The 12,472-nt window shown below is 41.3% G+C and carries 11 protein-coding genes; all 11 read left to right on the top strand.

Annotated features, from left to right (window positions below; genetic code table 11):
* On the top strand, positions 1-860 hold an 860-nt coding region (locus BCU12_RS06970), incomplete at its 5' end, for an O-antigen ligase family protein (protein WP_102403627.1).
* Positions 857-2,023, top strand: coding sequence for a hypothetical protein (locus tag BCU12_RS06975; RefSeq protein WP_102403637.1), 1,167 nt, complete (start codon positions 857-859; stop codon positions 2,021-2,023). The genes BCU12_RS06970 and BCU12_RS06975, both read left to right, overlap by 4 nt.
* The gene (locus BCU12_RS06980; RefSeq protein WP_102403628.1) at positions 2,010-3,494 is read left to right on the top strand and encodes an oligosaccharide flippase family protein; all 1,485 of its coding nucleotides are present in this window, start codon (positions 2,010-2,012) and stop codon (positions 3,492-3,494) included. Before BCU12_RS06975 ends, BCU12_RS06980 begins: the two co-directional genes overlap by 14 nt.
* Positions 3,495-4,433, top strand: coding sequence for a sulfotransferase (locus BCU12_RS06985; protein WP_102403629.1), 939 nt, complete (start codon positions 3,495-3,497; stop codon positions 4,431-4,433).
* A gap of 31 nt (positions 4,434-4,464) precedes the next feature.
* Positions 4,465-5,490 carry a glycosyltransferase family 2 protein gene (locus BCU12_RS06990; protein ID WP_102403630.1) on the top strand — a complete coding sequence of 342 codons (1,026 nt, stop codon included), beginning with the start codon at positions 4,465-4,467 and terminating at the stop codon, positions 5,488-5,490.
* The gene (locus BCU12_RS06995; RefSeq protein ID WP_102403631.1) at positions 5,480-6,382 is read left to right on the top strand and encodes a glycosyltransferase family 2 protein; all 903 of its coding nucleotides are present in this window, start codon (positions 5,480-5,482) and stop codon (positions 6,380-6,382) included. Before BCU12_RS06990 ends, BCU12_RS06995 begins: the two co-directional genes overlap by 11 nt.
* A complete protein-coding gene (locus tag BCU12_RS07000; protein WP_102403632.1) occupies positions 6,372-7,457 on the top strand; it encodes a glycosyltransferase family 2 protein in 1,086 nt (361 codons plus the stop codon). Before BCU12_RS06995 ends, BCU12_RS07000 begins: the two co-directional genes overlap by 11 nt.
* 48 nt (positions 7,458-7,505) lie before the next feature.
* Positions 7,506-8,303 (top strand): glycoside hydrolase family 16 protein, encoded by a 798-nt coding sequence (locus BCU12_RS07005; RefSeq protein ID WP_102403633.1) that lies wholly within the window; start codon positions 7,506-7,508, stop codon positions 8,301-8,303.
* A gap of 239 nt (positions 8,304-8,542) precedes the next feature.
* Positions 8,543-9,328, top strand: a complete 786-nt coding sequence (locus tag BCU12_RS07010) for a hypothetical protein (RefSeq protein WP_102403634.1) — start codon at positions 8,543-8,545, stop codon at positions 9,326-9,328.
* A 91-nt stretch (positions 9,329-9,419) separates the two neighbouring features.
* Positions 9,420-11,111: an ATP-binding cassette domain-containing protein gene (locus BCU12_RS07015; protein WP_102403635.1), complete on the top strand. Its 1,692-nt coding sequence runs from the start codon at positions 9,420-9,422 to the stop codon at positions 11,109-11,111.
* Between the two features lie 64 nt (positions 11,112-11,175).
* Positions 11,176-12,438 (top strand): HlyD family type I secretion periplasmic adaptor subunit, encoded by a 1,263-nt coding sequence (locus BCU12_RS07020; RefSeq protein WP_277871259.1) that lies wholly within the window; start codon positions 11,176-11,178, stop codon positions 12,436-12,438.
* The last annotated feature ends 34 nt before the right edge of the window (positions 12,439-12,472 follow it).

Here is a 12,472-nt window from a genome sequence, read left to right on the forward strand (position 1 = left end):
TGATTTCATATACTGGGGAAGTCATTCGTATCGGGCATTTTGGCAGTAAGAATAGCATGTCAGCTTTTGCTGCTTTCTCCGCAATAGTTGGAATTAGTACTTGGTTGATGGATTCAATTCCTAAACCGATAAAAATGCTCGGGGCGATTTGTGCTGCTCTTTCGATATTGGTTTTCTATTTTGCAAAATCACTCGGTACGAATCTCACTTTTTTCATCATGCTTGCGATATCCATTACGTTGTATATCTACTCCAATCGAAATTTTTCCATAATTAATCGTAGTACGCTCAATTCATTATTAATTGGTTATTTTCTGTTATTCACAGTGACCATCTACTCTACTTTTGACTTCAACTATTACGAAAATTTAATGGTTTCTATTGGCAAAGACCCAACAATAACTGGAAGAACTATCATTTGGCAGATCGGTTTTTATTCCATTGAGGATAATCCAATTTTTGGGGTGGGTTACGATGCCTATTGGAATGAATACAATTCAGGAGCACTCGAAATTTGGGAAAGAATGCACAAAGAAGTTGGTGACCCATTTGGATTCCATAACACTTATATCAATTACTATGTAGAGCTTGGGATCTTAGGTCTTTTATCCATACTGATGGTTCTACTTAGTTGTATTAAACATTCATATCAACGTGTTACACATGGCATGGACCCGTTTGATATAGCAGTATTCATGTTGCTTCTTTTTTACTTGTCGAAAAGCTTCTTTGAAACAAGTGGCTTTGCACCGTTCAGTATTAACCACTTTAGCATTTGCTTAATTTGGGTGACTTTAAACAGAAAAACATTTTTCGATTGTGGTAAGAAAACAATCATTGTATTCGAGGGAAAAGAATGAAAATTTTGTACATTGTCCATGACCTAAATGACCCAGCAGTAAAACGCAGAGTGTCAATGTTTAGGCATGGCGGTGCAGAAGTCACCGTCGTCGGCTTTTATCGAGGAAAACAACCGAAAGATACACTTTGTGGATGTCAAACACTATCAATTGGTGAAACATTCGATGCATCATTCGCCCAACGCATACTAAAGGTCATTCAAGCGTCAGTGAAACTGAAGCAAACACTTAAACAATCGGAGAAGTTTGACGTCATCATTGCTCGCAACCTTGATATGCTGGCCATAGGCAACCGTGCAAGGTCCATCTTGGGTACCCCATTGGTATACGAGTGCCTGGATATTCATCGCTTTTTAATCAATAAAAACTGGTTAGGTAAGGTGTTTCGCTCCCTTGAAAAGAAGTTGTGCCAATCAGTGTCTTTATTACTGACAAGCTCACAAGGGTTCATAGACGAGTATTTTGACAAGCTGTCTCTAACTTCACTCCCATATCATATCCTTGAAAATAAGGTTTTCAGTACTGAAGCTCTGCCAATCGTCAACCAAAAGCTTTTCAACTCGGAGCAAATTACGATTACCTGGAATGGTGCAATTCGTTGTCATCGTTCTTTAGAAATATTATCCGAAGTCACGCGTAGGCTAGATGGAAAGGTAAAAGTCACGATCTGGGGAAAGCCAGCCTATACTGAATTTTCAGATTTTGACTCCCTGGTAGAAAACGAACCTTATATCGAGTTTAAAGGAGCCTATCGCTTTCCAGATGACCTAGATAAAATCTATCAACAGGCCGACTTTAACTGGACATTGGATTTTTTTGAAGAAGGCGGAAATTCTGAATGGCTATTACCTAACCGTATCTATGAAGGTGGTTTATTCAACGTACCTCCTATCTATCGAGACAAGACATTCATGGCTAAAACCTTACAAGGCCTCGGCCTCGGCTTTCCACTCAAAGATAACTTTTGTGATGAGCTAGTGTCTTTCTTAAAAGAGGTTGACGACAGTCGTCAAGCAAAACTATGTGCTCAAATGCGCACTGTACCCTCTTCTCGTTGGGCGTACGATGAACAGCAATGCCAGGCTCTTCTACGGTTAATTGCAAACTCAATTGCGAAAGAACCACTTACAGATCACCAGGGGCTAGCACGTGTCTCTAAATAAGAAAACGGTGACGATAAACGCTCTTTGGCATTCGGCTGCGAGTCTCTTTTCGACCGGTATACGTTTTCTGACAATCCCGATTCTGGTTCGTATACTGAGCCCTGAAGACTTTGGTAATGTTGCGCTCGCTATGGCCGTATTGATGTTCATTAGCACTGTATTGGGTAACGGTGGTGCGATTGATACCATGGTGTACTTTAGTAAGAAGCGACAACATATTTTTTCGACACTGTTTTGGTTCAATCTGCTCCTTGGCTGTTCGTTAGGGGGGCTTGTTTACTTTCTATCACCTAGCCTTACTATTTGGTTAAATGCGCCTGGAGCCCTGCCCTACATCGAAGTTCTTTGTCTGTTGTTCCCCATAATCATGGTTCAGTCTGTTTATCAAGGTCACTTGATTGCGGATATGAAGTTTGGCTACATCGCTAAAGTAAGTGCTTTTGCTTCGACTACTTCCACGGCCATTGCTGTCGTATTAGCATTTTCAGGTTTCGGCGCATGGAGTTTGGTTGTTCAACACCTATTGATGCACTTAGCATTGACCGTTTCATTTGTCTACGCGTCAGATAAGCAACCTCAAAAGTTATTCGACGTACCCACATTGAAAGCGTTTCTGCCTTTCTATTATAAAACTTCCGCTTTCAATACCGTGATGTGGGCGGGAGATCAGGCCCCGCTCTTGATGACTTCAAAGGTAGCCGGGACCGCAAGTACAGGCATCTATAACATGATGAGTCGAACGTCTTCGCTACCAAGGGAGGTTTTTGGCCAAGGATTCATGATGTCGTTTTTTGCAGGGCTTTCAGACAGCAATGCAGAGGCATCAGGTAAAGCGAATCAACAACACAATTTATTCTGGGCTGTAAAGGTTAACCTAATTGTATTGGGCTCTATCTATTCTCTAGCGGCAATATTGTCTCAGCCAGCGGTAGAACTCCTGTTAGGCGACAAGTTTTCACCGCACTGGGAAATGTTTCGTTGGCTTTGCTTAGGTATGCTATTTATTAGTTCAACTGGTGGTTTCATCGGTTTTTTAAAAGGTACAGGAAAGATAGGTTTGATGACGCTACTTAGTGTGTTGCGTACCACTCTCATCATTGGTTTTACTGCTACAATGTGGTTTCACTACCACACGTTAGAAGCTATTTGTATTGGATTCGCCATCGCTAATATTCTTCTAACGGGCTTCTATTTTCTCATTATGATCTTAGTGCTCAAATTCGATTTCAACGACCTAGTGAGATGCATTGCTCCAACAAGCCTAACGCTCACTTTTACATCGATTTTGACGTATGTTTCATACACATATTTGGCCTACCAGTTACCAAGCAACAATTTCATTTATTTACTTTATGGCGGAACTCTCTTTGCCGCATTCTACAGCCTATTCAGCTTGATTTTTGCTAAAGAAGAGACCCTCATTTTAACTAAGAATATCCACCGACAATTGACTGAAAAGTTGGGCCGTTAAATGCAATTTACATCCAAAGAACTTATGTGTAAAACAAGCTACGTCATTGATCATGTTGTAGCACGAACTCAGAAAACCACGCCTATCTTGGTAAGTGGATTTTGGCGTAGCGGTACGACATGGGTGCAAGAAGTATTAGCACAAGCAATTCATGCAAAAACGCTTTTTGAGCCTCTTGACCCAAGCTCGTTCCTGCCACTCCATGATGGGCGCCCTATAGAGTCGTCTTCACATATACCGTTAACGAGTGACATATTAAGCACGGAAGATTTAAAGCTTCTGGATCGCTCTTTTTCCGGGATCAGCCCCAAGCGCTCCGGTTTTAATTACCTTTGCCGTAATTCATTGAGTGAAGCTCTACGCGGTAAAGTGGTTATTAAACTTGTTCGAGGTCAGTTTCTTATTCCGTTTTTAGTTGACCGTTATGAGTTATCAACGGTGTTACATGTAAGCAGGCACCCAATGGCTGTGGCATACAGCATGCTTCGTACTAATTGGAAGTGGCATATAAAAGACGTTGATTATCAACAGATTTATTCAAAAGAACAACATGTTGAGCTACCAACAGTTCAGGCTCAAATCTTAGATTCTTTACTGCATTTTAAAGCAGAAACCCCAGAGCGAAAGATTGCTGCACTTTGGGCTCTAAGTGAACGCTTTACTTATGAGCAAGACCACGTTAAAGGATTCAAATATGAAGAACTTTTGCGAGATCCAAGCAAAGGGTTTTCTGATATGGCTCTAGCAGCAGGCCAACCAATAGTTGGTGCTATTGAATCAAGTAAAGCCACTGCAGTAACGGAGTCTGACAGAACAAATATTGATATGTCCGCACGTTTAAATTCTTGGCAAGAAAAGCTATCCCATCAACAGCAATCGGATATTCGTTCAGTGCTATTAGAAATTTGGCCTGAAGTCACACAGCAATGGGAACTTTAAGCCCAATCCAAATTGAGTATAAGGATATAAAATGAATACTGACCAAAACGGAATAGTGGTCGTTATTCCTTGTTTAAACGAAGAAGACTACATTCAAGATATCGTCGAATTTTGTTTTAACGAAACAAAGAATACAGCATCTCACATTATCGTTGCTGATGGTGGCAGCAACGACAAAACACTCACCATCCTAAAACAGTTGGTAGAGCAGGTGCCAAACTTGACCGTTTTAGATAACCCTAAAAAGATCCAGAGCGCTGGCGTAAACCTAGCAATTGAAAAGTTCGGACATAGTTGTGATTACTTTGTCCGAATTGATGTACACGCTAGCTACCCTGTGGGGTATATCACGACACTGCTTGAGCAAGCAAAAGAAAATGAAGCAGATTCGGTCGTAGTATCGATGGATACGCAGGGAAAACGCCCTATACAGTCCCTCATCGCTCTTGCTCAAAACTCAGCGCTAGGTAATGGCGGCTCAAGCCATAGAAACTCCCAAGAGTCTGGTAAATGGGTTGAGCATGGACATCATGCATTAATGAGAACTCAAGCATTTTTGCAAGTTGGAGGATACGATGAGTCATTCTCCCACAATGAAGACGCTGAGCTTGATGCTCGCCTTACGAAAGCAGGGTTTCGAATTTGGCTAACCAATGAAACCAACCTGATTTACTACCCTAGAAGCCAATTCCTGCCATTGGCTAAGCAATATTCAGGGTATGGTAAGGGCCGCTGCATGAATTTACTCAAACATAAAGAGAAACCAAAGCTTAGGCAATTAGTCCCTGTATTTGTGTTTCCATGTGCTTTATTAGCTACCTTGTCCACTGTTCACTGGATTTTTTCAGTTCCACTACTTACCTGGTTTTTCGCTACTTTGGCAGCGGGTTTAGCTGTAGCAATGAAGACTAAGACTTCTCATTCAGCCCTCAAGTTCGCCATCGCCTTGCCCGCAATGATCATGCATATGTCGTGGTCTTATGGCTTTTGTAAACAATTATTGAAGCACTCAATCACTGCATCAAAAAACAAGCGTGAAATCAGCCATGAACATTGATATTTGCATATGTACCTATCAAAGAGAGTCACTTAAAGACACGCTTTCATCTATCGAGAAGTTGCAATTAAGGCCAGAATGGAAAATTAGAGTGGTCATTGCGGATAATGATGTGACACCTAGCGCCCAACCTTTAATTACTCGATTCATGAAGAATTCAGCACTCAACATTCACTACGTTCATGCTCCGAAGCAGAATATCGCCATAGCTCGGAATGCATGCTTAGATCATTGTACTGGTAACTGGGCTGCATTCGTAGATGATGATGAAATGGTGAGCAAGAAATGGTTAATTGAACTATTCAAAACCGTTGAGGGTGTAAAAGCTGATGTCGTATTGGGCCCAGTAAAAGCTCAGTATCCTAGTCATTTGGCCGAGTCCTGGATGTCTAAAGGGGAGTTTCACGCAACAACGCCTACTTTTAATGGTGAAACAATTTGTTCAGGGTATACCTGCAATGTCCTTGTAAATAGAGATAACCCTGTCATAGCCCCTCTGCGTTTCGACCTTCAGTTTGGTCGAACCGGAGGAGAAGACACTATGTACTTTGAAGCAATCAAGGCCGCAGGTATACCTCTATATTTTTCTCCACAGGCATGGGTATACGAGCCTGTTCCAAGCTCCCGTTCAAGCTTCAGGTGGCTCTTAACACGCCGTTTCCGCTTTGGGCAAACTCATGCTCGTCACCTGTTAAGTGTCAACGATGGCTTAACATATAGAATAAAACAGGCAGGGCTCGCAACAGGTAAAGCGACAGCATGTTTCACAATGGCACTAATGAATTTATTTGATCAAGTTAAATGGCGCCGATGGACAATTCGAGGCAGCCTTCATATTGGGGTTATTTCCCGTTTAATTGCACACAAGGATGTAGAACTCTATGGAAACTAAACTTCCAAACACGCTAGCTCACGACAGTGATGCTTGGCCTAAAGTGAGCATTATCATTACTTGCTACAATTATGAGAAATTTATCCGCACAAGTATTGAGAGCGTACTGAATCAGGACTACCCAAGCATAGAGCTTATAGTCGTAGATGACTGTTCGAAGGATAGTTCAAGGTCCATCATATCTGAATATGAAGACCAACTCATTCCTGCGTTTCATGTTAAGAACAAAGGTCATGGAGGCGCATTTAATACTGGGTTCGATACAGCGACAGGCGATATCGTTATGTTCCTTGATGCCGATGATTTCTTACTACCAAATTCGCTCAAAAAAGCGGTATCGCTATTTCCAGAAGAAAGTGGCATGTGCCAATTTCGAATGCACTTAGTTGACGATAAAGATAAACAGTTCGATATATTCCCCAAGCAAGAGTTACTTTTTGATGAAGGTGATGGAGCAAGGAATAAACTTCTCTATTGTGGTGAATATCAATCTACGGTCACGTCGGGGCTGTTGTTTCGCAGAGCCTATATGGAACAGGTGATGCCTATGCCTGCAGAATCTTTTCGTCAAGGTGGAGATGGATATCTAGTTACTTTAGCCCCTGTATTCACTCATATTTCTAGTAGTGACTATTGTTTATCTGCTTATAGACAGCACGGACTAAATCACTCTGGTTTTGCTAATCAGTTAACCGATCGAGCTAAATGGCTGCTAGAACACAATAAAATGCGCCACAGCGCTCTTCAAAAAGCAACCAAAGAGAATCAATTGCAACTACAAGAAAGTTTTTGGTACAACGATCTCAATCATCTAACTCAGCTAATGTGCTTGTCACTCTACGAGCCTCGTAACACTCAAATAGATCTAGCAAGACCAAGCTTAATGCGTAAGGCAATTAGCAATGTCAAAACTCAAAACCTGAGCGCTGCAAACAAATTCATTATAGCTGCATGGTGGAGCACTATCGGCTTATCACCGAGAGCGATTGCAAAGCCTTTATTTTCTTGGAGAATGCTAGCCTCTAGCAGACCTAAAGTTGTCCAGAAAGTTTCTTCTATCTTGAGACGTATATAGCGCCAAAGTTGCTAGATAAATCATTGATTACTTGAGGTATCACCATTCATGAAAAAATTCGTTTATGGATTAATCACCCTTATTTCAATTTCATACCATGCAAATACTGTCGCTTCAGAATGCATGGAAGAAGATTACAAGCTAGTTTGGTCTGATGAGTTTGACTACACTGGTTTACCCGATAAAGTTAAATGGAATTATGAAGAGGGCTACCTTCGAAACAAAGAGCTGCAGTATTACCAAGTCGAGTCTCTTGAACACAGTTATGTTAAAGATGGATTTCTAACATTAGAAGCGAATTACACCCCTAGCCTCACTCACCCTTACAAATCTGCAAGCCTTAAAACCGAAAACAGAGCTACCTGGAGGTATGGTAAAATTGAAGTTAGAGCAAGCCTGCCAACCGCCCCCGGAACATGGCCCGCTATATGGATGATGGGCGAGAATATCAGGCAAGTGTACTGGCCAAGAACGGGCGAGATAGACATCATGGAACATGTTGGAAAACACCCTAATCGTGTCCACGCTAACGTCATTTACTATGACTATGAAGAAGAGAAGAAAAAGGCAAAAAACAATTCTCACATCACCATTGATTCAGTTCAATCTTTTAATACTTACGCGATTAAATGGACAGAAGATGAGATTATTTTTCTATTGAATGACGTTCCTTACCACCGTTTTGACATAGATGAAGCTGGCGGTGAAAAAAACCCATTTAGAAAACCTTTCTATCTAATTTTGAATCTCGCATTGGGCAGTTGGGGCGGAGAGTTAGAGGATGATTTTTCTTCTGCTAAGTTTATAATTGACTATGTACGAGTTTATCAGCAGCCTTGCTTCTAGTCCTTTTCTAATCTCTTATTTTAGTTCTTCATCAAATTTTGAGTCTACAGATAGCCTACTTTCTATAAAGACGTAAAAACCTTTAAAAACAAAGGAATAAAATTAGTACCATTATCGTACACAGCACTGTTTGAACTCCTTTAGACTTAATCTGTCCATTAGACATTTCAACATCGACTTATGAAAAATGGACCTGCAGTTACCGCACTATTTTTCTAAGCAATGAAAGAGGAATTCAAATGTTCAAAGAAATGTATGATATTCGTGAAGACGCAAAACTAAACCCAGATGCTATTAGAGGCACCTATGATCATGACTATATTCGCACGGGTCAAGACGACGCTGTAGCGTTTGGGCATCATGGAGATGACTATATTAGGGGCGGAAGAGGTGACGACATTCTAATAGGTAATACTGGTGATGATATCCTTGCTGGTGGAACTGGAGACGATGTTATCTATGGTGGTGTTGGCCAAGATACTCTACGCGGCGGCGCAGGCAATGATAAACTAATAGCAAGCGTTGATGATTTAATGGTTGCCGGTGGTAAAGGCTTTGACACTGTCTATGTTCGAGCAGAAAGTAATGGCGACAACTTTTTCGACCTAGTTTCACAAGCGCGTGCTGTCGAATCTATAGTAGGACATGGTGTCGAGGATGTTTACGCCAACGTGAGCCTTGCCAACATTCTATTCCAATCGCAAGATGACGGTAACGAATCTACTCCGGATACTGACAATACATTTATCGCCGTTGGCTTGGAAGGTCTATCGTTAGAAGGACACTGGCGCTTTATGGAAGAAGGCGAACTACAATTCACTTCTGCAGAAGTATCTGATGAACAAGAGGATGCCTATATTGAAATGCTAGGTCTATCTTATGTTCGAGAAGGCGCTATTGACCTTCAAGCATACACGTTTGGTACTGGCGAAGACGCTGTTACTATTATCACTGACCTATCAGCATCTGAAATCACTGTCGGTGGCGAATCATTAGCTGAAATGTCAGATACTATGCCTGTTTAATCTCCATAAACAGCACAACTAGACAAAAGGTGAAAGTGTCTGCTTTCACCTTTTGTTTGTTAACAAACTAGTAAATGTTGAGGGATTGACGTTGCACCCTAATACTACTCCAAACCAATCACCTCGAGACATCTTTGCAAATGCTGCAAAACAATTAAAAATCAGTGGTTATTGGTTACTCTTTTTCTCATTGTTCATCAATCTGTTCGTTCTTGCCCTTCCATTTTACTCGCTACAAGTTTTCGATAGAGTGTTGACTTCTCAAAGCTTGGATACTCTTTGGCTACTCTCTATTATTGCCATCGCATTCATCATCCTGCACGCTACCTTAGATTGGATACGAAATCGGATGCTATTGTCTATTAGCGAAAACTGGAGTACGAGTGTTGGCTCATCACTGCACAATACTGCGATTTACGCTAATGGCCACCAAACATCAGGAAAATCACAGATCCTTGACCTGATGAAAGGTGTGAGAAGCGCCATTTCATCTTCGCTTGCTCCTCTATTTGATCTTCCATGGACCCCTCTCCTACTACTATTTCTCACCGGCTTGCATCCTCTTTACGGTATCATCTGCGCAACAATGATTGCCTTGCTAATTTCGTTTTCATTTATCAACTGCAAACAAAAAATGAGACATAGTCAACAGAGCCTATCCAAAGGGCCATCAAGCCTAGAAGAAACCAACACCGTGAAGGCGATGGGAATGACTCAAAATGTCGCTGCAATTACACACGCTCAAGACACAACGACTTATGCAAAAATGATCAAAGGCCTAGGGGAGACGATCAACATAACGAGTACAACTAAGTTTATTCGTTCAACCGCTCAAGTCAGTCTTGTTGCTATTGGTGCCATATTGGTTATCGATAGAGAAATTACCGCAGGTGCTATGATTGCAGCAACAATGCTATCCGCTAGAGTTTTCTCTCCTTATGAGTCCATGGTCAACAACCTTTATGCGTGGATAAATGCCACTCGCTACTGGAAAGAGCTACAAACCATTGTTCAGCATAGCCCTATGTCTAAAGAACATGTAAACCTGCCAACAGCTCAAGGCAACATTAATGTTGAAAATTTGATGCTACTTTACCCACAGAGCAAAAAACCGTTTCTCTCGCGCATAAACATAAATATTCCATCAGGCTCTAGCATTGCGATAGTCGGCGAGTCAGGTAGTGGGAAAAGTACTTTACTAAAAGCAATGGCAGGGCTAATCAAACCAAGCCTAGGACAAGTGCGCTTCGATGGGGCGAGTTATGAACAATGGTACTCTGAGGGATTATCTGAGTTGTTAGGGTACTATTCTACTGATGCTAAGTTTGTCTCAGGGACCCTTATTCAAAATCTTTCTCTCTTTAAGTCAAACTACGATGTAAATAATGTTTACAATGCTTGTAAAGTGATGGGAGTTCATGAGCAAATATTGAAGTGGCCGAAAGGTTATGACAGCGACGTCGAGCTAGAACTGATGCCTTCCAGTTCTGAATACCACAAATTGTTGCTTGCCCGAACACTATTCAGCACTCCGAAAGTACTTATTTTGGATCAGCCTGACGCATTTCTCGGTCCATCAGGAGAAAAGGCACTTCATCAGATTATCGCGACTCGCAAGCATTTAGGGTTAACGACCATTTTCTCAACCAATCAATCTTCATTACTTGCTTATTCAGACAGGATAATCTTATTGGAAAACGGTAGCGTTAAGAGTGACTCTGACACTAGAAAAGTAGCTGCAGCTCAAAAAATGGCAATGAAGAAGGTATCGAATCATGACTAAGAACCATAATGTCGAGCCTGTTCAAGGTGAAGGTATCAGTGGCTACAACAATATTCGATATTGGATAAAATGTGGTCTTAGCTTACTGGTTTTCGGTGGTGGTCTTGTGTTCAGCTGGATCTACTTTGCTCCTCTAAGTAGCGCAGCCATTGCTCCAGGGCAAGTTATCGTCGAAGGGTATCGAAAAAAGATTCAACACTTAGATGGCGGAATCATCGAAAAAATTTATGTTAAAGACGGCCAATTGGTATCTGTAGGCGATCCATTAGTTACCCTTAACTCTACGACAGCAAAAACTAGATTTCTCCAAATAAAGTCCCGCTATTACAATGCTTTATCTAAGTACAATCGACTTCAATCTGAAATAAGTGAATCAGCGACAATTTCGTTTCTTGATTCATTAGACACATCAGATCCTCTCATAGCGCAAGCCATCGCAACTCAAACAAAACTCAAACAAATTCGCTTAGAGGCACTAAACGGCTCAATACAAATCGCCAACCAAAAAGTCGAACAAGCAAAACAGAATCTTAATTCTTATATAGCTCGTAGCAGGATTGACCAACAAGCAGCATCTCTGCTGGACGAACAAGTCAGCATGCTTGCTAAACTTTCAAAAAAAGGCTTCGCTTCTCGTGAACAACTCTTATTCTCCCAGCGTGAGAGATTAGATATTCAGAGACGAATTGATGACTATGATGCGGTAATGGCAAGAGAAGAGTTGGTTATCGCAGAGGCCAAGCAGAATATCGCTAACCTCAGACTTGAGTTTATCAAAGAAGCTTCAGAGGAGCTTGAATTAGCTGAACGAGATATTATTGAGCTCAAAGAGCATTTATCCCAGGCAAGAGAAGAACTTGCGCGTTCAACAATTATCAGTCCAATAAATGGAAAAATAGTCGAGCTCAATGTTCATACTCTGGGTGGTATCGTGACTAGTGGTGAAGTGTTAATGGAGGTTATCCCTGTTGATAGTAATTTGATAGTGGAGGCTAGTGTTGCGCCTGCAGACATTGATACTGTACAACTTGGACAACTCGCTGAAGTCAGATTAACATCATATAACTATCGTCGCTTGCTGCCCATCACAGGAAAGGTTGTGTTTATCTCTGCAGATAGTATCGTTGATGAGAAAAGTGAGCAATCTAGCTATACTATCAACATAGAGTTGGATATGAATACAGTGGAGAGAAATAGCCACATTAAGCTATATCCAGGCATGCCTGCTGAGGTTTTGATAATTCTTGATGAACGAACCGTTGTCGATTATCTTTTGAACCCGCTGCTTATATCACTAAATAAAGCTTTTCGAGATTCAGATCTGTAAGATCTAAATAGAAAATAAATAGAGCTTAAATTCT

Origin of the sequence: Vibrio sp. 10N.261.55.A7 (genome assembly GCF_002877365.1) — a bacterium.
Lineage (GTDB): Bacteria > Pseudomonadota > Gammaproteobacteria > Enterobacterales > Vibrionaceae > Vibrio.

Bases quoted from the DNA above. Each gene is read 5' to 3' on its own strand.
- BCU12_RS06975 (WP_102403637.1), top strand. From the start codon at position 857: ATGAAAATTTTGTACATTGTCCATGACCTAAATGACCCAGCAGTAAAA.
- BCU12_RS06985 (WP_102403629.1), top strand. From the start codon at position 3,495: ATGCAATTTACATCCAAAGAACTTATGTGTAAAACAAGCTACGTCATT.
- BCU12_RS06990 (WP_102403630.1), top strand. From the start codon at position 4,465: ATGAATACTGACCAAAACGGAATAGTGGTCGTTATTCCTTGTTTAAAC.
- BCU12_RS06995 (WP_102403631.1), top strand. From the start codon at position 5,480: ATGAACATTGATATTTGCATATGTACCTATCAAAGAGAGTCACTTAAA.
- BCU12_RS07000 (WP_102403632.1), top strand. From the start codon at position 6,372: ATGGAAACTAAACTTCCAAACACGCTAGCTCACGACAGTGATGCTTGG.
- BCU12_RS07005 (WP_102403633.1), top strand. From the start codon at position 7,506: ATGAAAAAATTCGTTTATGGATTAATCACCCTTATTTCAATTTCATAC.
- BCU12_RS07010 (WP_102403634.1), top strand. From the start codon at position 8,543: ATGTTCAAAGAAATGTATGATATTCGTGAAGACGCAAAACTAAACCCA.